This is a genomic window from Vibrio sp. 378, assembly GCF_033339435.1.
The window spans coordinates 328,344-354,368 of sequence record NZ_JAWOUO010000001.1; the positions used below are offsets into that span (position 1 = coordinate 328,344).

Here is a 26,025-nt window from a genome sequence, read left to right on the forward strand (position 1 = left end):
ATCTGAAAAGCACAACACCATGACTGTGGGTTGTGCTTTTTTGTATCTGCCCCTTTTACTCTTATACAAATCAGACTTTTCAGACTTTATTGGTCTCGACGTTTGTTGTGTACATCGCAGCATTTCAAATTCAAACATAGTGTTGTGTTACTTAGATTTCTGCCCCTTCACTGACACACCCAACGTGATTTCAATCACAAAAAGATATTTACTTAGCGTGCTAACTATTTTATATTGCTTAGCACGCTAAGTAATTGAGTAGATCTTATGATTCAAGACATCAACAGTTTGCGAGACCTTTCTCTGGCTGAAAAATTATCTCGTGTTGCTCGTTTATGGAAAATGGTTGCAGATCGCGAGTTAGAGCCTTTAAACCTAACGTATCCGCGTTGGACTGCGTTATGGAAGCTTTATCGAATGGGTGACAACATCAGTCAGAAGCATTTGGCTGAAGCGCTTGAGATCGAGTTAGCGTCGTTGATGCGAACATTAAAATTATTAGAAGAGCAATCTCTGATCGTTCGCCATTGCTGTGAACACGATAAGCGAGCACGCATTGTTAGCCTCACAGAAGAGGGGAAAACCCTACTAAAGCGAATGGAGGTTCGAATTCTTCAAGTTCGAAGCAAGCTCCTAACGGACATCAACGACCAGGAACTTCAGCAGCTTTCATTGATTCTTGATCAGATTGCTCACAATGCGCTTGATTCACTTAGCGAATAAGTCAGAAAACCGAATTAAAAGAGAAGTAAATGCCTATGACTCCAGATCAAAAATTCGCACGTTGGATCAAATATTCTTGCGTCGCGTTTGTCCTTGTCTTTGCCTATTTTCTAGTTGCAGATCTCGCCATGCCGTTGACGCCTCAGGCAATGGCAACGCGTGTGGTAACTAAAGTGGCCACCCGTGTGAGTGGGCAGATTACACATCTTTATGTTGCCAACAACCAAGAAATAAGCCAAGGCGATCTATTATTTCAGATTGATTCCCAGCCTTATCAGCTCGCCGTAGAAAAGGCTCAACTTAACCTTGAGCGTGTGATTCAAAACAACGAACAACTTGATGCTTCTATTGCGGCGGCAAAAGCAGACGTTGAAGCGAGCAAAATCGTGGCGGAACAAAAAGTTCGCGAAGCGAAACGTCTTAATACCCTGTTTCACCGTAATGGTACTTCGCAACAACAGCGCGATGACGCACAGAGCAGTGCAACGGCAGCTAAAGCGAACTTACTGGCCGCACGTGCTCGTTTAAAAGAGTTGGAAGTAAACCGCGGTGATTTAGGCGCGACGAATGTGAATATCCGCGTGGCGCAAAACCAGCTAAAACAAGCGGAACTTAATCTGTCTTACACTCAAGTCTCGGCGGAGCATGATGGCGTTGTCGCTAACTTGCAGCTGGAGACGGGGGCCTATGCGGCAGCTGGTACACCTCTTGTCGCTTTAGTCTCCGATGACGTGGATATCATTGCCGACTTTCGTGAAAAGAGTTTACGACACTTTAATCAGAACAGCCGTGCGTTAGTGGCTTTTGATAGCTTACCTGGTGATGTATTTGAAGCTCGTATTACGAGTGTGGATGCCGGGGTCAGCTCGGGTCAATTCGATGCGGATGGTCGCTTAGCAACACCAACTGACTCAAACCGATGGGTGAGAGACGCGCAGCGCTTACGTTTACATTTAGCTATCGATGAACCTCAGCAGCGCGCATTTCCAGCAGGGGCACGAGCAACCGTGCAGTTGTTGCCAGAAAACGCATTATCTGGCTGGTTAGCGAGATGCCAGATCCAATTCTTGAGTCTTCTTCATTATATTTATTAACGAGGAGGCGATATGAAGTTATGGGACCACCCCATGTCGGAAAACGACTTCCGGCAGTGTTTGCGCATTGCAACTGGTGCGACCATTGGTTTCACTTTATGTAAAATATTTGGTTGGAACTATGGCGTATTCTTTACTGTAACCCCGATGCTGTTACTTGGAATGGTGCCAGTCATGAGTCTACATGCCGCACGACAACTGATTTTTTCAGCGGTTGTGTGTGGATTAGAAGTTGGTGTTCTTGGTGGGTTATTTGGTGGGCACCCTGGCATGATGACAATCATTGCATTCGGGTTGTTTCTGTATAAATTCGCCTGTATGTCAAAAGGGAGCTTGTTCTTATTTGGAGCGAACAGCGTACTGAGCTTAAGCATCATGCTGCATTTTGCGAGTTATCCAACCACTGACTTAAATGACCTAATATTTAGCAATCTGCAAGCGAATGTTATTTCAGTGATCGTTGCTTATGTGGTGACATTTTTGATTCCTGATGCGGAACCTCGTCAGCCACCAGCGAAACCGTCGCAGCCTAAACAGAGTCATCGCATGCGTCATGAAGCCCTTATGGGGGCGAGTATCGCTACAATGTCTTTCCTTGTATTCCAGCTATTTGACCTGAGTGACTCTATGTCTGCTCAGGCGACAACCTTACTTTTATTGTTTCCTATGCATTGGAACGGTGCTTTAGGGTATGCGCGAAAAAGAGCAATGGGGACCTTGATGGGGGTGACCTTTGGTGTTGTCGGACAACTTGTATTATACGATTGGTCGGATACCTTATTGTTTATCGTCCCATTGCTTTGGATTGGGGCGATGATGTTCAGTTATATGCACGTGAAAGAGTCTAGCGGTTCGGGAGCCGGATTTGGCGGTTTAACCACATTAGGCATTTTGTTCGGCCAATATCTTACTCCGGATGGTGACTTAATGTTCAGTGCGCTGTATCGCGTGAGCAGTATTTTGTTTGCTATTGTTGCGACGCTGCTTGTGACCTATACGGTTCACAGAATACTCAACAGCTTTGAGGCGACGCGCTTTAGCGAGCAGTAAGTTCAGACGTTACTGGTTAGAAAGGATTGCTCCAGTAACTCTGTTTTTAGTTCGTGAGTCATCGCAATGGGACTGGCAAACTTAATTCCAACTACCCATCCCTTCACCAATTTCTTAATGTTGGCAATGACACATCGATTTTCTTCTCCGATATAGTGGCTTAACGGGCATTCGATGGTAACACTCTCACCCACGTTGAATTCGGGCTCAATCAAGGTTGATATACCAACACCTGCTAGAGAGAAATCGATAAGGCTACCGTCGTAGACATTCCCTGCATGAATAACGTTACAGTCCATTTGCAACTTGTAACGCTCATGTTCCCGAACTGGTTTGGTTGCAAATGTTCCTGGAATGCGGATAAACAAAAGGGGAGATGGTCGAACGGTCGTCGTCAGCACGCTAGACTTAAACGCAATGACATGGCCTAACTCCGTATCTGATACACCACGCACGATGACATCGGCGTTGGGGAGTTTTCTCATCACTTGCTCTTCAAGCAAACGCATTGGTATATCAAGAATCAAATAAGCATTTTCTTTCATCCCCAGATAGGTGGTGGAATACGTATATTGATCCTTAGGCCCAAATTCGAAATTAGTAGAAAGCTTCATTCCCGGTTTGAGAAACCTATGCAGTTCATCTTTAGTATGAGTGGCTGGCATCACATTGGCGTTTTAATTTTTTAGTTAAGCTGAGGCTATCAAAACGCCATTTTGTTATTCAAGATAGTAAGGCATAAGTTTTTGTAAAATCATCGCTATCTGTGAAGTGGTGGGCGATAAGTTTGGTTCATTCCATCTTTCATAAAGATTTGGCTTGCCACAATACTGCCGCATGTGACCAACATCAGCGCTAACCAAGTGAGAGAATCTGGTTGTTCACCAAAAATTGGAACGGCAAGAAGTGTCGCGACGACTGGAGTTAATGAACCAAAAGCAGCGCTGGCTTCGGCACCGATGATCCTAATTGCATAAATGAAAGTGAAAGAAGCGATTAAACCTGCGCCAACACCTTGTAGCATCGCGTGGCCAAATAACTCCTCCCATGGCCACTGGCTGAACGGTGTTACCACCAAATAACTGTCTACCCACCCGAAACCAACGGCGATGATGAGCAGAGCCAAAGACGCGATTGCAACGAATCCTGCACAGACGTGTGCATTAAGATTGGCGACACGAGCGCTGATGGTGAAAGCAGCCCACATGATGCTGCCAGTTAGAAACAGGATATGCCCTTGTAATTGAGACCAGTTGTACTCTGCGCCGCTATTAGAAAGAAGGAATACGAAAATCCCTAACAACACCGTAGAAAGCCCGATTAAGCGGTGAGCACTCAGCGACTGTTGATAACAAAGTACCGCGATAGCAGAAACAAACAATGGCAAAGTGCCAGGTACTAATGCACTGCCGTGCGCCACGGGAGCGAAATGCATAGCCGTTCCGACGACCAGAAGATAGGGAAGGCCGCTTCCAACCACAACACCAACCAGGTAGCGTTTAGGCACGACGCGCAGCGACTGTTTATGCTTAATCACAAATGGTAATAAAATTATACTTGGGATGAGAAAGCGAACTAACGCGATATCGGCTGGCTGCAAGGCAGAAATTGCGCCCCCTTTTAAAGAAATAAAGAAACCAGACCAAAGCAGTAAGGTCGTTAATATAGCTGCGTATCCCAAGATCATTATCGACATGTCCATTTGTAAATGATGTGTTAATTGTTGAATAAAACTCTTGCCAAAGGGAGGCAAAGTTTGACGTAATTAGGCTTGATGTTGGTGATAAGTTGCGTATAAATGTTAATTATTAGTGATTAAAGGCACGGAAGAATAAATGGATAAAATTGACAGGCAACTTATCAACCTAATGCAGAAGGATGCCACTCTGACAACGGCAGAACTTGCTGACCAAGTAGGGCTATCGGCATCACCTTGTGCAAGACGCATTAAGCGTTTGGAGCAGGAAGGTGTAATAAGTGGTTATCGAGCTATTGTGTCCAGAGACACTGTAGGCATCGCGATGACTGTATTTGTTGAAGTGAGTTTAAATAACCACCAAGCTTCTTCGATTGATGAGTTTGAACATGCCGTTGTTGAGATGGATGAAGTGATCTCATGCCATGTCGTATCAGGGGCCTATGATTACCTGTTAGAGGTGGTCAGCAAAGATCTCGCTGGTTATGAAACATTTACTAGAAAGTTACAGCGATTAGAAAATGTGAAAGATATTCATACCCACCTGGCGATTAGACAAGTGAAAGGAAATGGCAGTTTGCCGATTTATGCATAAGAAAGATGAAATTTTTCGATAGACTTAAGATTGCCCACTATCATCGAAAGCGATATAGACAGTTTGGTAAAGACAGAGCCCGAACTCTGGGATGGGCAGATAAGTATAGTCAGATCAGCCGTTTTGAGGCGTTGTGCCGAGGGTTAACGTTAGACGGTTCAAGTATTTTAGATATTGGGTGCGGCTACGGAGACTTGTTAGCGTTTATCGAACTTACGGGGGGGCTTCCTCAAAGCTATATTGGCATTGATCAGCAAAAACAGTTTATCTCTGAAGCCAGAAAACGAGGTTTTCGCACGCAAAGTAAGTTTATATGCGGTGACTTTTCAACGTTGGTATTGCCTCGTTGCGATTTTGTTTTTGCTTCCGGATCATTGAACTATCAATCCACCAACCCAAATCACACCATTGAAATGATTGATAAAATGTACCGAGCGACAGAGAAAGGTTGTGTGTTTAACTTGTTGGATGAATCCAAACTACCCAGCATGAAAATGTTAGCGTCGCACAATAAAGAAGGTGTCTTTCGCTATTGTCGGTTGCTGTGTCCGAATACACGATTGATTGAGGGATACTCCGAGCACGACTTTACGATTGCCATGATCAAAAAAGCGGAGTCCGTTTCCTGACTCCGCTTAATAAATTCTTAAGCCTTATTGGTTTTTGTATTGTGAGATTTCACAGTTACCTGTGTATCTATCAACCTTGAATGAGAACGCGGCTGAATGGTATTCCCTCCCATCACTCCATATTGTTTCTCCGAAGATTTTACACAGATCCAAATCACTGATTGAACCGAACTCTTTTACGTGCCTAACTACTGACAAAAACTTGGCTTTGGTAGCATTAGGACATTCCCTGTTACTTAATCGATTGATAACCATGTTTGTAGCATCATCTCCAGCCAAATGTGACTTTTTATTAAATTTTATTAATGGCTAAACTAACCAAAAAATGTCCATAAGTAAAGCATTAATGTGACGTATGTCTCTATAAATTGATTGTCTTGGCCATGGTTTAGTCAAGTTTGTCAAAGAGAACAATCCCATTATTTACATTTGATATCATTCACGACTAAGGAAAGAAAAAAGCACGAATAACGTCCAATATTGGAGTGAAAAACCAACATCGTCTATTCAAAACTGGCTCTGTTTTTACTTCGAAACATCTTGAGCGTATTGAAGCGCTCGAGCTTCTTTATCATAGACTTGTGACAGAGTTTGATATTGTGAAGAGAGGCGCTTGTAATCTTCAGCAAGTTCCAAAGCGTTGGTGTTATACCATTCCGCGGTTATTTGATTGGCTGTTTTGTTTGACTCGCGGCACTTCTGGGCCAGTTTCTCCCACCCATTTGCTGACCATTGAGATTGTGTGCTCAATTTAAGCAGCTGATTCGCTTTAGTTGTGAGCTCTTCTTTGTATTGAATCGATGCTTTTAATTGCGCTTTGAACACATTTTGGTTCGACTTGGCACGCCAAAGTAGCACGAGCTCATGCAGTGAAAAGGTTTCGGACAATAACTGACGCTGTTTATGTTCGGTCAAAAGTGTATTGAATACCTCAACATGCTGATTGTAATTGGACTCTAAACGATTGAATTGGGTAAGATTGTCATTCCACGACGATGGGTTACATTGAATATTGGCGTGCCCCGTTATCGGGAACAGAAGAAATAGTAGTATCCAATTGAGTCTGTTGATCATTATTGCTCGCGTTAGTTGACCTGCTCTTTTGAGTATATACCCAAATTTCTACGACATGCGTGCTGCTGGTGGGATAAGAATAAAGAATGAAAAGGAAAAGGGCATGAAGAAAATTCTCGTCGCATTGATTGTCATGCTGTTGCTCGGCGGAGCGGGGGCTGGATACTATTTCTTCTTTATGCAGAAAGATGAACCTGAAGCACCAAAGGCTACACAAGTCGAGCAATCGTCACTGCAAAAAGAAACATCCAAACCGATTCTGGATTTAGAAGCCGTTCCCCCGGAAGCTACCGAGTACTACGTTATTGAGCGTCGTGTCAATGTTTACAACAAGCCTAACCCTAATGCTTTAGTTGTCGATACGCTCTATAAGGGAGAAAAAGTATCGGTGTTAGAAAAAGTAGATGGGTGGTACCGAATCTCCGACTATCTTGTCTATGAAGAGGGTGGAGAAGAAAAAGCCGAATGGTTGAATGCTGAAGGGTTATCGGATGCAGAGCCAGTTATTAAAGAGCAAGAGCGCTTAGAGATATTGGATGAATACCTACAGAAGTCGGATGATTTAAAAGTTCACTTGGATATTTTCCGTAAGAAAACACAGCAATTGTTAGACGATGAAACCTGTGATCCGAGTGATTTTGAGGAGCTCGGAGGCTGGGTTCGTTCTGTGACGTTCAAAAAGCGCAACGTTTACTTCATCTATTGTGGCGGTTTGGAGCAAGAGAACAAGATCTACTTAGATGTTGATAAGGGCGATATTTTTTATCGATAACTCACGACCAATTACACTAGTTTTCTAAAGACGTTTTGATAAATGCAATAACGATGCAAACCTGAAATCAGAGATTTATAACTTTTTAGTTGTGAACCATAATCAATAGGAATACTATCAACGAGTCAAGTGACCTAACTTGGCTCTTTGTGTTTTTAGTGAGTTCCTATGCCTTGGATTTACCTTAGAAAGTTGATTTTGCTGCTATTTGCAATGGTATTGCTACCAGTGCATGTATCTGCTGCGCAAATCGACCACAAGGCTCACGTACCGCACTTTTCTAAGCTACAACCTTTTGTAGCCGTAAGTGTATCGCCAAACTCTTCCGTCGATTTTTCTGAAGTTTCAGAAGAAAGCTCTCAATCTCCAGTATCTGAAGGCCATGCAAGTCTCGATTCCGTTGCTTTGTTTAACTCTCAGCGCTGGACGTCTTACTTACGGGAAGGGCTTGATGACGAGCACGTAGATTTTGTCGGCGATCTCACTACTCCGTTTTACGCTGATGCGGGTTACGCATACAGTTTGATGGACATTAACTGGCGTCACAACCAGTCCACATTTTATCATTTCACAAGCGATCATCGCATTTCTGGTTGGAAAGAGACCAATGCCATGTACGTCGCACTCAATAGTCAGTTTTCTGCCTAAACACCATTTATTTGCACCATTGTGCACTCTTAACACGACGATTGTATTCGACAGGACGTGAGCGTTCTGAGCATTTCATACCCTGAATTTATTCTGGGAGCATCTGTCGTGTGTTAAGCCTTGTTATTAAAAGCTTCACTTCATCGTGAAGGGATGATGTTTACATGAAAAAAACACCAAAGCAGCAAAAGAACAGAAAGCTGATGAATCACTACTCAGCTTGGAAATATGTCGTATTAATCACGACAGTCATTATTTTAACCCTAAGTGCTATACCAACTTGGTTTGGCGAACAGCCTTCTATCCAGTTGACGTTTTCGGAGCAAAACAACAGTGAAATGTCGGTTGTTCATCTGAATCAACTGCTAAAAACCAACCATATTTCAGCCGACAAAATCATCGAAAAAGACGGCAAAACAACCATTGTATTCGATGGTGAAGATGCGCAAAGTAAAGCTCGTGTGTTGTTAAACAAAGAGCTAAATAAAGACGACAGCATCACTTTCTCATACGTATCGGTTGCGCCAGAATGGTTGAATGAGATGGGCTTTAGCCCAATTAAGCTCGGTCTTGACCTTCGTGGTGGCGTTCAGTTCTTGTTGAATGTTGATGTGAATAAAGCGTTTGAAGAACAACGTGATGCATTGATTGATGAAATCAAAGCGAATCTACGTGATCAACGTGTTCGTGGTGTGCAAGTTCGAGCAGAAAGCGGCAACCGAATTACGGTAAACAGTGACAGCGAGCAAGCATTGTCGGAAGTGAACAAGTTCTTGCGTCAAAACTACCCGGGCTGGATTTCAAAAAGTTCATCTCGTGGCTTTGTGCTTGAACCGAGTGAACAAAATATCCAAGAATTTCAATCGTCGACTCTTCAACAAAACCTGAAGATCATGCGTGGTCGTATTGAAGAACTTGGTATCACAGAAGCACTAGTGCAACGCCAAGGTAAAGAGAGCATTCGAATTGAACTCCCTGGCGTACAAGATCCTGCTCAAGCGAAAAACGTTATTGGTGCAACAGCAAGCTTGGCGTTTTATGAAGTGAAAGATGCGAGCCAAGCACACAGCAGCCAAGATCTTGTTCTTCAAGACAATGACGGCCGTACGGTGATTTTGGCAAAACGACCAGTTCTAACGGGTGAGCACATCGTAAACGCTCGAGCTGGTGTCGACAAAATGGGTATGTCAGAAGTAAATATTTCTCTTGACCACGCTGGTGGTAAGAAAATGAGCGACTTCTCAGCAACTCACATCGGCAAGCCAATGGCGACCGTTTACCGAGAGTACAAGACAAACGATCGCGGTGTAACCGAGCGTAGTGAGCGCGTTATCAGCGTCGCAACTATTCAATCTCAACTTGGTAGCCAGTTCCGTATTACTGGGGCAGGTAGCATGGACGATGCGCAGCAGTTGGCGCTATTGCTTCGCGCGGGGTCACTGACCGCGCCAGTTACTATTGTGGAAGAGCGAACAATCGGTGCTTCTCTGGGTGCAGAAAACATTGAAAACGGTTTTGCAGCACTGGCTTTAGGTATGGGACTAACACTGACCTTTATGGCACTTTGGTACCGCCGCTTAGGTTGGGTAGCAAATGTGGCGCTTTGTGCCAACATGCTTTGTTTACTTGGCTTAATCGCCTTGTTACCAGGAGCGGTTCTAACGCTTCCAGGTATTGCCGGTTTAGTGTTAACCGTCGGTATGGCAGTAGACACCAACGTTATTATCTTTGAACGTATTAAGGACAAAATGCGTGAAGGCCGCAGCTTCGCTCAAGCGATTGATCTTGGCTTTGACAGCGCATTCTCGACCATCCTTGATGCCAACATTACTACCATGATCACCGCCGTGATTTTGTACGCCATCGGTAATGGCCCAATCCAAGGCTTTGCCTTAACACTCGGATTAGGTTTGTTAACCAGTATGTTTACAGGCGTATTTGCCTCTCGAGCAATGATCAATTTAATTTGGGGCCGCGATGCCCGTCGTGATGTGAGGGTTTAATCATGGTCGAAATGCTAAAACAAAATATTCGTAAAATTCGCTACTTTACTACGCTAGTTTCCATCATTTTAACGGTGATCGCGATCGTCGCTCTAGGCTTTAAAGGGTTGAACCTAGGTTTGGACTTCACTGGCGGTATGGTGACAGAAGTAAAGGTAGATAAGCAGCTAACTAACCATGATCTGCTTGACGTTCTGCAACCAAAGCTTGGTGAATCTGCGTCAGTGACACGCTCTGGTGAAGATGGCCGTTGGGTGATTCGTTACTCTGCGCCGGAAGATGGACAAACGTTGCCAAGTGTAGAAGAGGTGTTGAAGCCAATCTCTCACCAAGTTGATGTTGTCAGCAACAGTATAGTTGGCGCTCAAGTTGGCCAAGACTTGTTTGAACAAGGTGGCTTAGCATTGTTGATTTGTGTGTTGAGTATTCTCGGTTACTTGTGTTTCCGTTTTGAGTGGCGTTTGGCAAGCGGTTCACTGTTTGCTTTGGCTCATGATGTGATCTTAGTGCTTGGTTTCTTTGCAATTACTCAAATGGAGTTCAACTTAACCGTTTTTGCTGCTGTGCTGGCGATTTTAGGTTACTCATTGAATGACTCGATCATCATTGCAGACCGAATCCGTGAGCTGTTGATTGCGAAGCAGAGTTGGAAAACAGAAGACATCAATGACCAAGCTGTTATTGCGACGTTTTCACGCACTATGGTGACATCTGGTACGACATTGATCACTGTTGGTGCATTATGGATTATGGGAGGAGCGCCTTTGGCTGGTTTCTCAACCGCCATGTTTATTGGCGTTCTGTCGGGTACATGGTCTTCGATTTCGATTGGTACTGTGCTGCCGGAGTGGTTGAAACTGGAGCCGAAACATTATCTTCCAGTTGAGATTGACGCAGCGCCGTAGCATCGTTCTTTTAAGGTAAAAGTGCTTGCGCCACTCATTTTGAGTGGCGCTTTTTTTGTGCTTATTTCACGCGCATCAGACGATGTTTTACTCGTCCCAAATCGAACTCTAAGACTTGTGAGCGCTTCATTGCTTCGACTTTATTCAACATTGGCTCTTGGTAGCCTTTCTTCTTCATCCACTGAAGAGGTACAGAGAAAGCATCTTCATTAACGACATAAGACTCGCCTTTATGCTCACCGCTATAGACGTTCACAACCCAAACTCGGGCTTGAAAGTCCAATACTTCACCCATGACTTTAGCGATTTTATTCAGAATATTTTTCATTGTTTCCAGTTTGCCTTAGCTTAGTAGCAACCAGACACCAACTCCCATCATTAAAGTGCCTGCGATACGGTTCATTAGACGTACATTCTTAGACTGACCTAATACGTGTTTCAACCCTTTACCACCAGTAGCGTACAGAGACATGCAAATGAACTCAATCAGTAAAATAATGGAGACAAGTATGATCAGTTGCGGTGCAAGCGCTGCGTTTTGGTCTATAAAAGGCGGTAAAAGAGAAATCATAAATGCCCAGCCTTTTGGGTTTGCGATTGCGGTAACGAAGCCTTGCATGATCAGTGCGATATTGTCACTCTTTGGTGTTTCTAAGTTGTCGACATTAATCGCAAGTTTCCCTCGCGATCGCCACATTTCAACACCAAGATAGAGTAAATAACCGCCACCAATGAACTTTAACGCGATAAACATCCAAGGATAATTGAGCATAATCGCAGCGATACCTAACACCGCAGAGACTGACACCAGCGCAACACCGAGAAGTTCTCCTATCATCATCCATAACGTGCGACGATAACCGATACTCATACCTAACGTTAGGGCGAGAGTCATGCACATACCAGGCGTGATTGAGACAAAAAAGAAAGTAGGGATGAACATACTGAGCAATGCAAGATTCATATCTGTTGATGATTTAGTGATTAAAGAGAAGCCACAAAGATAGTGCAAAGTGGAAAAGGATGCTACTACAAAGCGAATGATTACTTTCACTAGTAGCTAGTTGATGTTCTTCGAATATATAAATTTAAAATGAAATTATATTTTAATCTATGCGTCATAATAGTGCGTATTGCACCAGTATGAGACAAGCTCTTATATCATTTTTAGATTAAATATATTTAATTTATTATATTTTATCGGTATTAATTATCACTGTATTAAAATAATCAAATTGATAACTAAATTATCATTAAATGCAGTAATTAAATGATATGTTTGATAATTATTTTTACTGATAATTGAATTATTATTCTAATCTCAAGTTTGTTGTAATCATATAGGCTTAAGATTCAGATCTTAAATCATGACATAATGTAACGTCTACCATTCTGTATGTAAGTGCATGATATTTAATAATTATGTTTCTATTTCTGTTGGTGTGGCTTTTGTGGAAGTGTGATTTAAAACAATGACTTATGTAAAATTAACCATTTTATAACATTTCACGGGTAATGAGATCTAAATCAATCTTATGCAATTGGGTGAGTTTTTTATTTGAAATGTAATATTTCTAGGTTAACTTAAAATAAAGGCAGCACGGGATTGGTTGTCAAAAGAATAAATAAACACGTCAGGTGGTGAACTATTTCATCAGTGTATTAAGTTTGCTTTTTAAATGCCGTTAAGAATGGAGTCTTCAATGAAGAAAGTCGCTTTGATCACTGGATCAAAAGGCGGAATTGGTTCTGCTATTTCCTCTCAATTAGTCAATGACGGTTACCGTGTAATCGCTACTTATTTCACAGGTAACTACGAATGTGCGCTGGAGTGGTTCAACAGCAAAGGGTTTACCAAAGATCAGGTTCGCCTTTTTGAGTTGGATGTAACAAACACGACAGAGTGTGCAGAGAAATTGGCGCAATTGCTTGGGGAGGAAGGAACCATTGATGTTGTTGTCAACAACGCAGGAATCACACGTGATGGCGTGTTTAAAAAGATGACTGCGCAAGCTTGGAATGATGTCATCAATACCAACCTCAATAGTTTATTCAACGTTACGCAACCCCTCTTTGCTGCAATGTGCGAAAAAGGCGGTGGTCGTGTCATCAATATCTCTTCAGTCAATGGTCTTAAAGGGCAGTTTGGTCAAGCAAACTACTCGGCGGCGAAAGCTGGGATGATCGGTTTCTCTAAAGCCTTAGCATACGAAGGTGCTCGCTCGGGTGTGACAGTTAATGTTATCGCTCCGGGTTACACGGGTACGCCAATGGTTGAGCAAATGAAGCCAGAAGTGCTGGAATCCATCACGAACCAAATTCCAATGAAACGTCTTGCGACACCAGAAGAAATTGCAGCATCAGTGAGCTTCTTGGTCAGCGATGCGGGCGCCTACATCACCGGAGAGACTTTGTCGGTGAACGGCGGCCTATACATGCACTAAGGAGAGAAGATGATGGAAAAAGTATTTATCGTAGCGGCGAAGCGTACTCCAATTGGTGCTTTTGGTGGCAGCCTGAAAAATACTTCTGCTGGCGATCTGGCAGCAGTAGCGATTAAAGGCGCGTTGGAAGCGGCAAAGTTGCCTGGCGACAAGGTTGACGAAGTGATTGTTGGCAACGTTGTTGGTGCAGGTCAAGGAATGGGTGTTGGCCGCCAAGCGGCACTGTTTGCGGGGATTCCTGAATCTGTTCCTGCATATGGCGTAAACATGGTTTGCGGTAGTGGCATGAAAACGGTCATGGATGCCGTGTCCCATATCCGTAGTGGCGATGCTGAGATCGTTGTTGCAGCGGGTGTTGAAGTCATGTCTCAGATTCCGTTTGCCGCACCAAGCAGCATTCGTGATGGCAACAAAATGGGCAATCTGGAGCTAAAAGATCTGCTCGTAGCGGACGGTTTAACCGATGTTTACAACCAATATCACATGGGTGTGACGGCAGAAAACGTAGCAAAACAAATCGGCTTAACTCGCCAGCAGCAAGACGAATACGCGCTGTCTAGCCAACAGAAAGCGGTAGCCGCTATCGAAGCTGGCAAATTTCAAGACGAAATTGTGCCAGTGGAAGTAAAGCAACGCCGTGAAACCGTGATGTTTGATACGGATGAATACCCAAAAGCGAACGCGACAATGGAAGCCTTAAGCAAGCTACGTCCTGCTTTTGACCGCGAAGGCACTGTGACTGCGGGTAATGCATCAGGCATTAACGATGGCGCGAGTGCGATTATCGTGGCGTCTGAAAGCGCAGTTAAAGCGCATGGATTAACGCCGCTTGCTGAGATCGTAAGCTATGCGCAATCGGGTCTTGATCCGAAGATCATGGGCCTAGGTCCTGTAGAGTCGGTCAATAAAGCACTCGAAAAAGCGGAACTCACAGTAAATGACATTGACGTTTACGAGTTAAACGAAGCATTTGCAGCGCAAGCACTTGGCGTGATTCATCAGTTGGCGGAAACAAACCAAGTTCCAGTTAACGCGATTCAAGATAAAGCGAACTTTAACGGTGGTGCTATCGCGCTAGGACACCCGCTTGGTGCATCTGGCAACCGAATCTTAGTCACGCTGGTTCACGAGCTTCATAAGCAAAATGGTCAATATGGCGTTGCTTCACTTTGTGTGGGCGGCGGCATGGGCACGGCTGTGGTTGTAAAGACAGTTAAGTAATTATTTAAACGGACATTTTTTAATTCTTTCTCTAGGAGACAAACCATGTACACAGATTTCTTCAAAACATTTAGCGATCAAACTGAAAAAAATCTAGAACCTTACTTGAAGTTCAACAAGCTAGTGACAAAAAACGTAGAAGTGTTGACCGAGCTTCAATTGAACGCCATTCGCACATACAGTGAAGTGGGTCTAAACCAGATGAAAGCAGCGACAGAAATCAAAGACGTAACGTCATTGACTGCTTTCAACAGTCAGCAACTAAGCGTACTTACTAAACTTTCTCAACAAATGATGGATGACAGCAACAAGCTTCAAGCGATTGCAAAAGAGTTCAAAGAAGACGTTGAGAAAATGACTTCGGAAAATCTAAAGACTGTTACTCCAGCGTAATTTGTCCGATTCTCGCCGCCCCTAGATTTGGGCGGCGTTGTTTTTTCCGAATATAGGAGTAAGACTATGTTTCAACACTTCTTTTCGGACTATCTTGTGAAGCTTCAGGAAACCAATCATCAGTGGTGGCATGATTTCGAAGTGAACAAGGCAGTCGTGAACTCTCCTTTAAACAAGGCCATGCAAGAAGTGAACTTTGAGGATACTGCCAAACTGTTCGAACAAGCTGCGAATCAGCCTGCTGCGATTTTAAAGCTGCAAGCACAGTGGTGGGAACAGCAGCTGCAAATTTGGCAGAATGTTGCATTGGCAGGGAACCAAGCACAAATCGTCGAAGCTGAAAAAGGGGATAAGCGTTTCTCAAACGAAGCGTGGCAAAATGAAGCCATGTATAGCTTCATCAAACAATCCTACCTTTTATTTAGTAAGACCTATCTGGACACCATCGAGTCTTTGGAAGGCTTAGATGAAAAGACGAAAGAACGTATTATTTTTTTCTCTCGCCAAGCCATTAACGCCCTTTCTCCTTCCAACTTCATCGCCACTAACCCAGAGCTTTTGAAGCTGACACTTGAGCAAAACGGTCAAAACTTACTGGCAGGCTTAGAGCAGTTGAAAGAAGACGTTGAGTCGAGCGCAGACATTTTAAAAATTCGTATGACGAATAACAATGCATTCCGCGTGGGCGATGACGTTGCGACGACACAGGGTAATGTGGTTTTTCAAAACGAATTGTTTGAGTTGATTCAATATCGACCTCTAACAGAGAAAGTGAATGCGACGCCGCTGCTCATCGTCCCACCTTTCATCAACAAATACTACATCCTTGATTTAACGGCAAAGAACTCAATGGTTCGATGGTTGTTAGAGCAGGGGCACAGTGTATTTATGATGTCTTGGCGCAATCCAGGCAAGGCACAAGCGCACATAGAGTTTGGTGACTACGTGACAGAAGGCGCAGTGAAAGCCGTCGCTGCAATTGAAGATATAACAGGACAAGAGCAAATCAATGCTGCTGGTTATTGTATTGGTGGTACTGTTTTAGCAAGCACGGTTGCGTACTACGCTGCAAAACGTATGAAGAAGCGCATTAAGTCTGCTACTTTCTTCACCACGTTGCTCGACTTCTCTCAACCAGGTGAAGTCGGCGCGTATATCAATGACACCATTGTTAGTGCAATTGAAGCGCAAAATAACGCAAAAGGGTATATGGACGGCCGTTCCTTAAGCGTGACGTTTAGTTTACTGCGTGAAAACAGCTTGTACTGGAACTACTACGTCGACAATTACTTGAAGGGTAACAGTCCGGTTGATTTCGACTTGTTGTACTGGAATAGCGATAGCACCAACGTCAGCGCTGCATCTCACAATTTCTTGCTTCGCGAGCTCTATTTAGAGAACAAGCTGGTGCAAGATAAAGGCGTCAAAATTGGTGGAGTATGGATTGATCTAAATAAGATCAAAATTCCTAGCTATTTTGTGTCAACGAAAGAAGACCACATTGCGTTATGGCAGGGAACTTACCGTGGTGCGCTGAACACGGGTGGTAACAAAACGTTTGTCCTCGGTGAGTCTGGTCATATTGCGGGCATCGTGAACCCTCCAGCTAAAAATAAGTATGGTTATTGGTTGAACGATAATTTGGATGACTCTGCTGATGAGTGGTTGAATAACGCGGAACACAAAGAGGGATCGTGGTGGACACACTGGAACGAGTGGTTACTCCAATTCAACCCTAAAGAGCAAGTTGAGCCTTTCCCTATTGGCTCAGAAAACCATCCGGTTATTGATGAAGCGCCAGGACAATACGTCAAACAGGTTCTGCCAGTAAAAGAATCTTAAACAACTCCCTATAGCAGTAAATCTTAGCGGCCTTTATGGTCGCTTTTTTTATGTATGATTGCTTGTTTATTTATTGTTGGCAGTACCATTGAGCAATAAATAAAAAGCGCCGAGCATTTGCTCGGCGCTCAGTGTCAACAAATAGGCTAGTTGACGAGTAGAGATGCGTTACGTTACACCTCTTTATCCTTACCAAATGACAGCAGCCAGAGAGAGATTGCTGCTACCGCCACAAAGCCGGAAAGAATAATCACTGGCATAGCACTGTAGCCAAGGATATGCCAAATTACAGATTCTAATGTACTCATGGTAAGTCTCCTTAGTGCCAGCCTTCAACGCCGCTCATGTCTGGTAGTTTGTGCGCAATACCTTTGTGACAGTCTACACATGTTTTCTCGCCTGAAGCTAGAGCGGTGGAGTGTTGTTCTGCCGCACGTGATCCTTGCTGAGAGTAATCCATGAAATCAAACTCATGACAGTTACGACATTCAAGAGAGTCATTCTTCTTCATACGTGCCCACTCTCGCTCTGCGAGGTGTCCACGACGCTCTTGGAACTTCTCTGGCGTATCGATCGTCTTCGTTACGAAGTGTGCAAATAGCTCTTTAGATGCCTGTACTTTACGAACGATCTTATCCGTCCATTCATGAGGAACGTGACAGTCTGAACAAATCGCACGAACACCAGAGCGGTTGGAGTAGTGAATTGTTTCTTGAATTTCAGCAACGATCGGCGCGTGACAGCCAGAACAGAATTCTTCTGTGTTGGTTGCTTCCATACCTGTGTTGAATGCGCCCCAAAATAGAAGGCCACCAGCGAAGCCTAGAAATAAAACCACACCAGCGGCAGCTTTACTCGGGCTCGACAGTCTCTTCCAAAACGCTTTAAGTATTTTCATAAGTAACCTCTTAGTACTCGCGTTTCAATTACTGAAGCGAATCGACTGCCTTAAACTCGTTTTCCACTAGTGGTTTTGCATCCGTTTGTGGAACGTGACATTGCAAACAGAAGTAACGACGAGGAGACATATCTGCCAGTACCGCATCTTCTCTGTTTACATAGTGCGTTACGCTAATTTTAGTCGCACCTGACTCTTTTGCATTTTTCCAACTATGGCATGCAAGACACTTGTTAGCATTTAACGAAATTTCGTAGTGACGAATGCTGTGTGGGATCAACGGTGGTTGATAAACATAGCTGTCTTCAACAATTTGATCTTTAGGGAAGTCTTTGAACTCGTCTGCTGGACGCGTATCTTCCAATTGAGACATTCCACGTAAAGATTCTAGACCACCAATACCACCTGGATTATCCAACTCAGCTTGCGCAATGCCTGTCACTAACGCACCTACAGATAAAACTGCGACAAGTAATTTTTTCATCATTTCATCTCCGCCTTTATGGCTTAAATTCTTTATTAGGCCGCCATAATGACGGCCGTAGCATTCAGTATCTGAAGGTTAAGCAATCTTAGTGATTTTGACTGGGCACTTCTTAAAGTCTGTCTGTTTAGACAGTGGATCAGTCGCATCTAGGATAAGCTTGTTAATCAAAATACGTGCATCAAAGAACGGTACGAATACCAAGCCTTTTGGCGGACGGTTACGACCGCGAGTTTCAACACGAACGCGTACTTCACCGCGTTTGTTTGCCATGAGTACTTCTTCACCACGACGAACATTGCGTGCTTTTGCGTCTTCTGGGTGCATGTAACACACTGCGTCTGGTACTGCTTTGTATAATTCAGGTACACGACGAGTCATGGTGCCTGTGTGCCAATGCTCAAGAACACGACCAGTACATAACCACATATCAAATTCATCGTTCGGTACTTCTGGTGGCGCTTCGTATGGCGCGGAAATGATCTTCGCTTTGCCATCAGCATTGCCGTAGAAGTCCCAACCAGAACCTTCTTTCGCGTATGGGTCTGAACCTTCTTTAAAGCGCCACTGTGTTTCCTTACCATCAACAACAGGCCAACGTAGACCACGTACTTGGTGGTAGCGGTCGTATGGAGCCAAATCATGACCGTGACCACGGCCAAATGTTGCGTATTCCTCAAACAGACCTTTTTGAACATAGAAACCGAAGTGGTGAGCATCGTCATTCAGTTCACGAGCTTCTTCGATAGGGAATTTGTCGACGTTACCATTGCGGTAAAGTACGTCGTACATTGTTTTACCACGGTATTGAGGCGCTTTCGCTAGAAGCTCTTCAGGCCACACTTCTTCCATTTTGAAGCGTTTCGAGAACTCCATTAGCTGCCACAGGTCGGATTTTGCTTGACCGACTGTGCCCACTTGTTGGTACCAAGCTTGGGTACGACGCTCTGCGTTACCGTAAGCACCTTCTTTTTCAATCCACATAGCGGTAGGAAGAATAAGGTCTGCTGCTTGTGCTGTTGCTGTCGGGTATGGGTCAGACACAACGATGAAGTTTTCTGGGTTGCGGTAACCTGGAAGACGCTCTGTGTTGATGTTTGGACCGGCTTGCATGTTGTTGTTACATTGAACCCAGTAACAGTTCAGAACGCCGTCATTCAGCATACGGTCTTGCAATACGGCGTGGAAGCCAGGTTTTGGTGGAATCGTACCTTCTGGCAGTTTCCAGATGTCTTCTGCAATCTTACGGTGTTTAGGGTTAGCAACCACCATGTCCGCTGGTAGGCGGTGAGCAAACGTACCAACCTCACGAGCGGTACCACATGCTGATGGTTGGCCCGTTAGTGAGAATGGGCTGTTCCCCGGAGTCGAGATCTTACCGGTTAGTAGGTGGATGTTGTAAACCAAGTTATTCATCCATACACCACGAGTATGCTGGTTCATACCCATCGTCCATAGAGACATCACTTTCGTGTTTGGATCCGCGTATTGCTTCGCAAGCTCGATAAGCTTCTCTTTCTCAACACCAGAGATTTCAGATGCTTTTTCTACTGTGTATGGCGCTACTGATTTCTTGTACTCTTCGAATGAGATAGAAGTGAGTTTGCCAGAGTTCGGGTTCTTCGCTGCTTTTTGTAGCGGATCATCGTCACGTAGACCGTAGCCGATGTCAGTGTCTGCTTGAGTGAAGTTCGTGTGTTTGTTCACGAAGTCCCAGTTTACTGCATCGTTTTCGATGATGTAGTTTGCGATGAAGTTAGCAATTGCAAGGTCAGACTGAGGATTGAAAATGTAGCCGTGGTCTGCCAACTCAAATGAACGATGGTAGTAAGTAGAAAGCACGTTCACTTTAACGTGAGGGTGGCTTAGGCGGCGGTCAGTAATGCGAGTCCATAGAACCGGGTGCATCTCTGCCATGTTTGAGCCCCAAAGAACGAAAGCGTCTGCGTTCTCAAAGTCATCGTAACAACCCATTGGCTCATCGATACCGAATGCGCGCATGAAACCTACAACGGCAGAAGCCATACAGTGACGAGCGTTTGGATCAATGTTGTTTGATCGGAAGCCTGCTTTCATTAACTTTGACGCAGCGTAGCCTTCCATTACTGTCCATTGGCCTGAGCCAAACATACCTACGCTTGTTGGGCCTTTTTTCTCGAGGGAAGCTTTCCATTTCTCAGCCATGATGTCGAAAGCGTCATCCCAAGAGATAGGTGTAAATTCACCATCTTTGTGGAATTTGCCATCTTTCATTCGTAGCATCGGTTGAGTTAGACGGTCTTGACCGTACATGATCTTAGAAAGGAAGTAACCTTTGATGCAGTTCAGACCTTTGTTTACTGGTGCTTCTGGGTCACCCTGTGTTGCTACCACTTTGCCGTTTTGAGTGCCAACAAGAACAGAACAGCCTGTACCACAGAAACGACAAGGTGCTTTGTCCCATGTGATTTTGGTTTGATCAGAGCTTGCAATCAGGTTGGCTGCAGATGCTGGTAGTGTCACACCTGCGACAGCAGCAGCTGATGCAGCCGCGTTTGCTTTCACAAACGCACGTCTTGTCATTTTCATACTTCACCCTCGATTTGGGAATGTTGTGTTCCAGTGTCTTCTTCATCCGTTTCTTCAAGCCCAGTTTCGATTTGGTGATAAACCAATACCGTGCTTAAGACGTTCGGTAAATTATTAATGGCATCGATAGTGTCTGTGATGAAACCTTGGTTCTCAGTTTCAAGTACGACGATAATCTTGCCTTCAGGACTGTCACCATAGATTTCCGCATTTTCGTGTGCTTCTATCTTTTGTTTGATTTCGTCCAAATGTTCCGGCAGCACATGTACTACCAAACTTGAAATATGCACTTCATTTAGTGACATATAGCTCTCTCATTTATTTTTATTGCCTTTGGCCGACGACATTCGGCTTAGGCTGTTGTATTGCTCACATTGATGGATGAAGTCGGGCACACTGAAACACAGGCGCCGCAGCCGTTACACTCATCAAGGTCTAAATTGGGTTGTGCTACTTTCCCCAGTTCTAATTTGAACTGAATTGCCATCGGGTCGCACATATCCCCACAGCTTCGGCATTCGACATTTTGTTTTGCTAAGCAGTTATCGTTGATACTTGCTTTTGCTTGCCAAGGTTGTTCTGTTTCTGGCAAGAAAAGGGGCTCAGGACAGGCGTTTGCACATTGATAGCAAAATGTGCATTCATCGATGGAAAAATCGACCGAGGGGAATCCGCCATCACTTTTGGTTATAATCTTTGTTTCACAGGCCTCAATGCATTTACCGCAGCGAGTGCAATCGTCCGTAAACTGTTGCGGTTTAGTTAACCAAGGCAAACGTACGGCGTTGTCGGGGTGCGCTTTTCTTGCAAAGAGTCTTCTTCTGGAAAGGTCTACCACTTAGTCACCTCGAAACTTGGAACCCAAACTAAGCATAGTCCACAATTTTCATTAATAAACTGTCATTTAAACTAACGAAATTGTAGTTTTTGACATATTTGTATAAATACCTCTTAGGGGGTAAATGGTATGCAATATTGTTTTGGATCAATAAATTCCGTCGCAGGTGATCACATATTGATAAAGTTGAAAGGTAATGGGTTCATTGCACGTACAAATAGGATTGTTAATGGGCGAGGAACTCAGATTGTTTAAAAATGTGAAAAAGTCGGTGACGCGCACGATTGCGTCCGCAATGCTTCTTATTTTGCTGCTCTCAGTCGCTACGACTGGTTTTGCGATTTTTACTTTAGCGTCTAGCTTGAACGATGCTGAAGCCGTTAATGTTGCTGGCTCAATGCGAATGCAAAGCTACCGTCTGGCGAATGATATTCAGGTTAAATCTGTTGACTATTCTTCACATATTGACGCATTTGAACATTCGATATATTCACCTTCAATGAAAGCGCTTCAGCATTGGTCTGTGCCTGAAGACATCACTCACGATTACTACCGTCTTATTATCAGATGGCATGAACTCAAGGCGGTGCTGAGAGGAGACAACCCGGCAGAATATCAACTCCTAGTGGCCGGTTTTGTTGAACAAATCGATGAGTTTGTATTTAAGCTGCAAAGCTTTTCGGAGCAAAAACTGATTAACTTAGCCTGGATCGGCGGGTTAGGGTTGGGGGGCATTCTTTGTGTCAGTATGTTTGTCGTTCATTTTGTGCGCCTCGAAGTTGTTCGGCCTCTGCGTGCCTTAGTTTTTGCTAGCGAGCAAATTAAAAATCGCTCATTCAATATATCGCTCAATGTATCTAGCGATAATGAAATGGGAATACTGACTCGAACCTTTAACCGGATGGCGACAGACCTTGGTAAGTTGTACCGAGGATTAGAACAAGCGGTTGATGAGAAAACACGTAAATTGCAGCATGCCAACCAGTCTTTAGAAGTGCTGTATGACTCGTCAAAAGAACTCACGGCGTCGCGTATTAATCAAGACAATTTCCAGGCGATTTTGCAGCATATCGTCAGTCTTGAGGGCATTAAAGCGGCCAAACTTGAAATCGAGCAGCTGGGAGAACCGAGCTGGATATTGATGGAAGGAGAAGAATGCTGCCAAGATTGTGATGAAGATTGCCACGGTAAAGCCCTGATGCTAGATGGCGAGCACTTGGGTTATTTATATTGGAAAGCAGGGTTACCTTGTCCGAACGAGGCTCTTATTGACAACTTCGTGCAGATTTTATCACGCGCCGTGTATTACAATCGGGCGCAGCGCCAAGCAGAACAAATTCTGCTGATGGAAGAGCGAGCCACTATTGCTCGGGAGTTGCATGATTCATTGGCTCAAGCACTCTCTTACTTAAAAATTCAGGTCGCTTTGTTAAAGAGAAGCGTAAAGAACTTGCCTGACGAAAAGGCGATCGCGCAGGCTAATCAAGTTATTGCTGAGCTAGATACGGGCTTATCTGCGGCTTATACGCAGTTACGCGAGTTACTGACGACGTTTCGTCTTACGATTAAAGAGGGCAGTTTTGGCCAAGCATTGCAAGACATGGTTGAAACGCTCAGTGAACAAACTGCTGCGGACATTACGCTAAAAAATAGACTTTCATCAACTGAACTGGATGCACATCAGCAGGTTCATTTACTACAGTTGATAAGAGAAGCGGCAATTAATGCTATCAAACATGCGCAAGCAGATAATATTCACATTCAATGTCTCGATAATGATGGAAAAGTCACAGTAACCGTTAGCGACGATGGAATAGGCTTTGAACATCAAGACGAAAAATTAAATCATTACGGTATGAGTATCATGCAAGAGCGGGCCGCTAGACTGCATGCCGAGCTGCACATCGAAGCATCGATAAACAAAGGTTGTACCGTAAAATTAGAATTCCAACATAGTAAGGAAGTAAACAGTGACAGTGTGTAAAGTAATGCTGGTGGATGATCATCCACTCATGCGAAGAGGTATCCACCAGCTTTTAAGCTTTGAGTCTGAGTTTGAGGTTATTGCAGAAGCAAGTAATGGCGCGGATGCAGTAGCGAAAGCGCATGAGCTGGAACTGGATCTTGTACTTCTTGATCTTAACATGAAAGGCATGTCTGGCCTTGATACTTTGCAAGCACTGCGTGCAGATGGCTGTGAAGCCAGAATTGTCATTCTAACCGTTTCGGATAGCCCAGCAGATATAGAAGCAATAGTTCGAAGTGGTGCCGATGGCTATTTATTGAAAGACACTGAGCCCGATGAGTTGGTTGAGTTGCTAAAACAAGCGCACCAAGGGGACAAGGCATACAGCCAAGAAGTTTCTAAGTATTTGAGTGAACGTTCAGAGCAAGAGGACGTGTTTGATACACTGACCGATCGTGAATCGCAGATCTTAAGAGAGGTGGCAAGAGGTTTCCGCAACAAGCAAATTGCCGATCGTCTTTTTATCTCTGAGTCTACGGTTAAAGTACATATGAAGAGTTTACTTAAAAAGCTTCAAGTTCCTTCTCGTACTGCAGCAACCGTCCTTTATCTTGAGCGCTTTGGCGACATCAAATAACATTGTTGGATTTGAATCTGTAATAATAAATAAAATCAAACAGTTATATTGATTCTGACGAATAAAAAAACCGCCTGTTAGGCGGTTTTTTTACTTGTCTGGGCGAATAGAGTACAAGTCACTGTTGTGCTTACCACACTCCAAATAGTACTGATAAGCCACTTTTTTGCTTTCAGCAATGACTCTCATGCAGTGCATTTTCCCCTGTTCAAAATATCGAATCTCATATTCTACACTGGTATCAAGTTGCTCAGCGGCTGCCATACTTCGCCTCCATAAACCATCCAAAAAACATCCATGCAAATTATATGCCGTTATAGGGAGCGTCGTTCGGTACGTTTTTTAGCCGATAATTGCGCTCTAACTCACTTTTTTGCGGATAGCTGTGATCAAAAAGTTAATTTCAAACTCTATATATTATTAAGGTGGCAATCAATATTTGTCACACTGGTGTAAGTTTGCCGCAATACTAAGTGATACAGGTTGAGTATAGAACTTAATCAACAGAAAAGGGAATACGAATAAGTGACTAAATTAAAGGATGTATCTAATAAGGCGCTTCGTTATGGCCTTCTATTTTGCTTCGTATTTCTGCTTGCCGGTTGTGCGAAAAAGTTTTTATACAGCAATATCGATTGGTTCGTGCTCGATTACTTAGAGGACTATGTCTCGTTGCAAGGGGAACAAGAAGTCCTAGTGGAAGAGCGCTTATTATTGTTGGCAGACTGGCACAAGAAAGAGGAGTTACCATTATATATCGAACATTTAAAAGACCTTGAGAGATTAAAAGCGAGCGATATCACCTTAAATTACTTACAAAAAAATCGAGATAGAATGCGAGCGCATTACGATAGAGTGGTCAGCAAAGCAGCACCAGATCTTTTTGCGTTAAGTTTGCAATTAACGAAAGAGCAAGAACGCGAGTTTTTGAGTAATGTACAAGAACATTATCAAGAGCGAAACGCAAAATATGCCGATAAGACAGAAGACGAAGTGCGTGAAATTATTCTGGATAACACTGAAGAGTGGATGGAAGAATGGCTGGGGAATCTATCAGGAAATCAGCGTCAATTAGCTCAAACATTTTCTCAGCAAGTTATTTTAAACAGCCCTTTATGGAGAGATTATCGAGCCACGGTATATCAAGAGCTCGAATACTTGTTCGACAACAAATCTAATGTTGTGACTTATCAAGATATATTTATGCGACTCTTGTTCGAGCCAGAGAGTTATTATAGTGAGCAGCTTTCTCTGAATATTGACTCTAACTTTGCATTGGTTGATCAACTGACATTAGATGTTTCTCGTTCCATGACCGATAAGCAATGGCGTCATTTTCGTGAAAAGGTTAAAGAGTGGCGAGTACTGGCTGAGGAACTTTTAGATTAAATTCATACTTCAATGAGCGAAAGCAAAGCGCAAAAGCCTTTCTTATCAAAAAATGATTCAAAGCAAATTCTTATTGAGCTAAGAGCGTAACATAGCGTGAGGTTTGATGAGGCAACGTCAGCTTATCAATGCGTGATAAGGCCTCATCGTACAAAA

The 26,025-nt window shown here is 43.8% G+C and carries 28 protein-coding genes; 16 read left to right on the top strand and 12 right to left on the bottom strand.

All coding sequences use genetic code 11. From position 1 onward, the window contains the following. Positions 1 to 267: 267 nt before the first annotated feature. The 3 genes from R7Q48_RS01540 to R7Q48_RS01550 are packed head-to-tail and all read left to right on the top strand — an operon-like array spanning position 268 to position 2,867. Positions 268 to 723, top strand: coding sequence for a MarR family transcriptional regulator (locus tag R7Q48_RS01540; protein WP_054574590.1), 456 nt, complete (start codon positions 268 to 270; stop codon positions 721 to 723). A 35-nt stretch (positions 724 to 758) separates the two neighbouring features. Continuing rightward, positions 759 to 1,817, top strand: coding sequence for an HlyD family secretion protein (locus R7Q48_RS01545; RefSeq protein WP_318132167.1), 1,059 nt, complete (start codon positions 759 to 761; stop codon positions 1,815 to 1,817). Between the two features lie 12 nt (positions 1,818 to 1,829). Next, positions 1,830 to 2,867: a DUF2955 domain-containing protein gene (locus R7Q48_RS01550; RefSeq protein WP_054574592.1), complete on the top strand. Its 1,038-nt coding sequence runs from the start codon at positions 1,830 to 1,832 to the stop codon at positions 2,865 to 2,867. 2 nt (positions 2,868 to 2,869) lie between these two features. Here the strand turns inward: R7Q48_RS01550 and R7Q48_RS01555 are convergent, their stop codons facing one another. Further along, entirely contained in the window at positions 2,870 to 3,532 is a 663-nt protein-coding gene (locus R7Q48_RS01555; protein WP_064369362.1) for a flagellar brake protein, read from the bottom strand. A gap of 95 nt (positions 3,533 to 3,627) precedes the next feature. After that, positions 3,628 to 4,554: a DMT family transporter gene (locus tag R7Q48_RS01560; protein WP_025767932.1), complete on the bottom strand. Its 927-nt coding sequence runs from the start codon at positions 4,552 to 4,554 to the stop codon at positions 3,628 to 3,630. 148 nt (positions 4,555 to 4,702) lie between these two features. Here R7Q48_RS01560 and R7Q48_RS01565 point away from each other — a divergent pair, with 148 nt between their 5' ends. Both R7Q48_RS01565 and R7Q48_RS01570 read left to right on the top strand, forming a co-directional pair. After that, positions 4,703 to 5,158, top strand: coding sequence for an Lrp/AsnC family transcriptional regulator (locus R7Q48_RS01565; protein WP_005373581.1), 456 nt, complete (start codon positions 4,703 to 4,705; stop codon positions 5,156 to 5,158). A 5-nt stretch (positions 5,159 to 5,163) separates the two neighbouring features. Further along, entirely contained in the window at positions 5,164 to 5,787 is a 624-nt protein-coding gene (locus tag R7Q48_RS01570) for a class I SAM-dependent methyltransferase (RefSeq protein WP_154204238.1), read from the top strand. Positions 5,788 to 6,312: 525 nt separating this feature from the next. Here R7Q48_RS01570 and R7Q48_RS01580 read toward each other — a convergent pair. Next, on the bottom strand, positions 6,313 to 6,861 hold the full coding sequence (locus tag R7Q48_RS01580; RefSeq protein WP_256902773.1) for an ATPase: 549 nt from the start codon (positions 6,859 to 6,861) through the stop codon (positions 6,313 to 6,315). Between the two features lie 103 nt (positions 6,862 to 6,964). Between R7Q48_RS01580 and R7Q48_RS01585 the strand changes: the two genes are divergently transcribed. The 4 genes from R7Q48_RS01585 to secF all read left to right on the top strand — a co-directional run bounded on the left by R7Q48_RS01585 (position 6,965) and on the right by secF (position 11,189). Continuing rightward, the gene (locus R7Q48_RS01585; protein WP_256902772.1) at positions 6,965 to 7,633 is read left to right on the top strand and encodes an SH3 domain-containing protein; all 669 of its coding nucleotides are present in this window, start codon (positions 6,965 to 6,967) and stop codon (positions 7,631 to 7,633) included. Between the two features lie 168 nt (positions 7,634 to 7,801). Then, on the top strand, positions 7,802 to 8,281 hold the full coding sequence (locus R7Q48_RS01590; protein WP_005373572.1) for a hypothetical protein: 480 nt from the start codon (positions 7,802 to 7,804) through the stop codon (positions 8,279 to 8,281). 164 nt (positions 8,282 to 8,445) lie between these two features. Continuing rightward, positions 8,446 to 10,284 carry a protein translocase subunit SecD gene (gene secD, locus R7Q48_RS01595; RefSeq protein ID WP_017635185.1) on the top strand — a complete coding sequence of 613 codons (1,839 nt, stop codon included), beginning with the start codon at positions 8,446 to 8,448 and terminating at the stop codon, positions 10,282 to 10,284. Between the two features lie 2 nt (positions 10,285 to 10,286). Next, on the top strand, positions 10,287 to 11,189 hold the full coding sequence (gene secF / locus R7Q48_RS01600) for a protein translocase subunit SecF (protein WP_005373567.1): 903 nt from the start codon (positions 10,287 to 10,289) through the stop codon (positions 11,187 to 11,189). Positions 11,190 to 11,250: 61 nt separating this feature from the next. Here the strand turns inward: secF and R7Q48_RS01605 are convergent, their stop codons facing one another. Next, positions 11,251 to 11,517, bottom strand: a complete 267-nt coding sequence (locus R7Q48_RS01605) for a hypothetical protein (protein ID WP_115386540.1) — start codon at positions 11,515 to 11,517, stop codon at positions 11,251 to 11,253. 15 nt (positions 11,518 to 11,532) lie between these two features. Beyond that, positions 11,533 to 12,153 (bottom strand): LysE family translocator, encoded by a 621-nt coding sequence (locus R7Q48_RS01610; RefSeq protein ID WP_318132121.1) that lies wholly within the window; start codon positions 12,151 to 12,153, stop codon positions 11,533 to 11,535. Between the two features lie 739 nt (positions 12,154 to 12,892). Here R7Q48_RS01610 and R7Q48_RS01615 point away from each other — a divergent pair. The 4 genes from R7Q48_RS01615 to phaC all read left to right on the top strand — a co-directional run bounded on the left by R7Q48_RS01615 (position 12,893) and on the right by phaC (position 17,089). After that, positions 12,893 to 13,633 carry an SDR family oxidoreductase gene (locus R7Q48_RS01615; protein WP_005373555.1) on the top strand — a complete coding sequence of 247 codons (741 nt, stop codon included), beginning with the start codon at positions 12,893 to 12,895 and terminating at the stop codon, positions 13,631 to 13,633. Positions 13,634 to 13,645: 12 nt separating this feature from the next. Continuing rightward, positions 13,646 to 14,854: an acetyl-CoA C-acetyltransferase gene (locus tag R7Q48_RS01620; RefSeq protein ID WP_031777157.1), complete on the top strand. Its 1,209-nt coding sequence runs from the start codon at positions 13,646 to 13,648 to the stop codon at positions 14,852 to 14,854. Positions 14,855 to 14,899: 45 nt separating this feature from the next. Continuing rightward, a complete protein-coding gene (locus R7Q48_RS01625; RefSeq protein WP_005373550.1) occupies positions 14,900 to 15,247 on the top strand; it encodes a phasin family protein in 348 nt (115 codons plus the stop codon). A 66-nt stretch (positions 15,248 to 15,313) separates the two neighbouring features. Beyond that, positions 15,314 to 17,089: a class I poly(R)-hydroxyalkanoic acid synthase gene (gene phaC / locus R7Q48_RS01630; RefSeq protein WP_064354855.1), complete on the top strand. Its 1,776-nt coding sequence runs from the start codon at positions 15,314 to 15,316 to the stop codon at positions 17,087 to 17,089. 173 nt (positions 17,090 to 17,262) lie between these two features. On the opposite strand, the gene R7Q48_RS01635 is transcribed toward phaC, so the two are convergent. The 6 genes from R7Q48_RS01635 to napF form a co-directional block, all read right to left on the bottom strand. Continuing rightward, positions 17,263 to 17,397: a TIGR02808 family protein gene (locus tag R7Q48_RS01635; RefSeq protein ID WP_005373546.1), complete on the bottom strand. Its 135-nt coding sequence runs from the start codon at positions 17,395 to 17,397 to the stop codon at positions 17,263 to 17,265. Between the two features lie 11 nt (positions 17,398 to 17,408). Beyond that, the gene (locus tag R7Q48_RS01640) at positions 17,409 to 17,987 is read right to left on the bottom strand and encodes a NapC/NirT family cytochrome c (protein ID WP_005373542.1); all 579 of its coding nucleotides are present in this window, start codon (positions 17,985 to 17,987) and stop codon (positions 17,409 to 17,411) included. Between the two features lie 28 nt (positions 17,988 to 18,015). Beyond that, positions 18,016 to 18,471 carry a nitrate reductase cytochrome c-type subunit gene (locus R7Q48_RS01645; RefSeq protein WP_005389061.1) on the bottom strand — a complete coding sequence of 152 codons (456 nt, stop codon included), beginning with the start codon at positions 18,469 to 18,471 and terminating at the stop codon, positions 18,016 to 18,018. A 78-nt stretch (positions 18,472 to 18,549) separates the two neighbouring features. Beyond that, entirely contained in the window at positions 18,550 to 21,039 is a 2,490-nt protein-coding gene (napA, locus tag R7Q48_RS01650) for a periplasmic nitrate reductase subunit alpha (RefSeq protein ID WP_005389060.1), read from the bottom strand. Continuing rightward, the gene (locus R7Q48_RS01655) at positions 21,036 to 21,344 is read right to left on the bottom strand and encodes a chaperone NapD (RefSeq protein ID WP_005373535.1); all 309 of its coding nucleotides are present in this window, start codon (positions 21,342 to 21,344) and stop codon (positions 21,036 to 21,038) included. Before R7Q48_RS01655 ends, napA begins: the two co-directional genes overlap by 4 nt. 47 nt (positions 21,345 to 21,391) lie before the next feature. Beyond that, positions 21,392 to 21,877 carry a ferredoxin-type protein NapF gene (gene napF, locus R7Q48_RS01660; RefSeq protein ID WP_005373529.1) on the bottom strand — a complete coding sequence of 162 codons (486 nt, stop codon included), beginning with the start codon at positions 21,875 to 21,877 and terminating at the stop codon, positions 21,392 to 21,394. 247 nt (positions 21,878 to 22,124) lie between these two features. Between napF and narQ the strand changes: the two genes are divergently transcribed. Continuing rightward, positions 22,125 to 23,861, top strand: coding sequence for a nitrate/nitrite two-component system sensor histidine kinase NarQ (gene narQ / locus R7Q48_RS01665; protein ID WP_262652676.1), 1,737 nt, complete (start codon positions 22,125 to 22,127; stop codon positions 23,859 to 23,861). Next, positions 23,848 to 24,480 (top strand): response regulator, encoded by a 633-nt coding sequence (locus tag R7Q48_RS01670; protein ID WP_262647045.1) that lies wholly within the window; start codon positions 23,848 to 23,850, stop codon positions 24,478 to 24,480. The genes narQ and R7Q48_RS01670 overlap by 14 nt, the downstream gene beginning before the upstream one ends. Positions 24,481 to 24,570: 90 nt before the next feature. Here R7Q48_RS01670 and R7Q48_RS01675 read toward each other — a convergent pair whose 3' ends face one another. Beyond that, the gene (locus R7Q48_RS01675; protein WP_005373524.1) at positions 24,571 to 24,744 is read right to left on the bottom strand and encodes a hypothetical protein; all 174 of its coding nucleotides are present in this window, start codon (positions 24,742 to 24,744) and stop codon (positions 24,571 to 24,573) included. A 261-nt stretch (positions 24,745 to 25,005) separates the two neighbouring features. Between R7Q48_RS01675 and R7Q48_RS01680 the strand changes: the two genes are divergently transcribed. Further along, a complete protein-coding gene (locus R7Q48_RS01680) occupies positions 25,006 to 25,869 on the top strand; it encodes a DUF6279 family lipoprotein (RefSeq protein ID WP_149192122.1) in 864 nt (287 codons plus the stop codon). Positions 25,870 to 26,025: the final 156 nt, after the last annotated feature.

Coding starts and splice junctions, on each gene's coding strand:
- phaC (WP_064354855.1), top strand. CDS start 15,314: ATGTTTCAACACTTCTTTTCGGACTATCTTGTGAAGCTTCAGGAAACC.
- R7Q48_RS01560 (WP_025767932.1), bottom strand. CDS start 4,554: ATGATCTTGGGATACGCAGCTATATTAACGACCTTACTGCTTTGGTCT.
- napA (WP_005389060.1), bottom strand. CDS start 21,039: ATGAAAATGACAAGACGTGCGTTTGTGAAAGCAAACGCGGCTGCATCA.
- R7Q48_RS01645 (WP_005389061.1), bottom strand. CDS start 18,471: ATGAAAAAATTACTTGTCGCAGTTTTATCTGTAGGTGCGTTAGTGACA.
- R7Q48_RS01605 (WP_115386540.1), bottom strand. CDS start 11,517: ATGAAAAATATTCTGAATAAAATCGCTAAAGTCATGGGTGAAGTATTG.
- R7Q48_RS01620 (WP_031777157.1), top strand. CDS start 13,646: ATGGAAAAAGTATTTATCGTAGCGGCGAAGCGTACTCCAATTGGTGCT.
- secD (WP_017635185.1), top strand. CDS start 8,446: ATGAAAAAAACACCAAAGCAGCAAAAGAACAGAAAGCTGATGAATCAC.
- R7Q48_RS01540 (WP_054574590.1), top strand. CDS start 268: ATGATTCAAGACATCAACAGTTTGCGAGACCTTTCTCTGGCTGAAAAA.
- R7Q48_RS01655 (WP_005373535.1), bottom strand. CDS start 21,344: ATGTCACTAAATGAAGTGCATATTTCAAGTTTGGTAGTACATGTGCTG.
- R7Q48_RS01640 (WP_005373542.1), bottom strand. CDS start 17,987: ATGAAAATACTTAAAGCGTTTTGGAAGAGACTGTCGAGCCCGAGTAAA.
- R7Q48_RS01610 (WP_318132121.1), bottom strand. CDS start 12,153: ATGAATCTTGCATTGCTCAGTATGTTCATCCCTACTTTCTTTTTTGTC.
- R7Q48_RS01570 (WP_154204238.1), top strand. CDS start 5,164: ATGAAATTTTTCGATAGACTTAAGATTGCCCACTATCATCGAAAGCGA.
- secF (WP_005373567.1), top strand. CDS start 10,287: ATGGTCGAAATGCTAAAACAAAATATTCGTAAAATTCGCTACTTTACT.
- R7Q48_RS01555 (WP_064369362.1), bottom strand. CDS start 3,532: ATGCCAGCCACTCATACTAAAGATGAACTGCATAGGTTTCTCAAACCG.
- R7Q48_RS01635 (WP_005373546.1), bottom strand. CDS start 17,397: ATGAGTACATTAGAATCTGTAATTTGGCATATCCTTGGCTACAGTGCT.
- R7Q48_RS01590 (WP_005373572.1), top strand. CDS start 7,802: ATGCCTTGGATTTACCTTAGAAAGTTGATTTTGCTGCTATTTGCAATG.
- R7Q48_RS01675 (WP_005373524.1), bottom strand. CDS start 24,744: ATGGCAGCCGCTGAGCAACTTGATACCAGTGTAGAATATGAGATTCGA.
- R7Q48_RS01545 (WP_318132167.1), top strand. CDS start 759: ATGACTCCAGATCAAAAATTCGCACGTTGGATCAAATATTCTTGCGTC.
- R7Q48_RS01625 (WP_005373550.1), top strand. CDS start 14,900: ATGTACACAGATTTCTTCAAAACATTTAGCGATCAAACTGAAAAAAAT.
- R7Q48_RS01615 (WP_005373555.1), top strand. CDS start 12,893: ATGAAGAAAGTCGCTTTGATCACTGGATCAAAAGGCGGAATTGGTTCT.
- R7Q48_RS01565 (WP_005373581.1), top strand. CDS start 4,703: ATGGATAAAATTGACAGGCAACTTATCAACCTAATGCAGAAGGATGCC.
- R7Q48_RS01585 (WP_256902772.1), top strand. CDS start 6,965: ATGAAGAAAATTCTCGTCGCATTGATTGTCATGCTGTTGCTCGGCGGA.
- R7Q48_RS01580 (WP_256902773.1), bottom strand. CDS start 6,861: ATGATCAACAGACTCAATTGGATACTACTATTTCTTCTGTTCCCGATA.
- R7Q48_RS01550 (WP_054574592.1), top strand. CDS start 1,830: ATGAAGTTATGGGACCACCCCATGTCGGAAAACGACTTCCGGCAGTGT.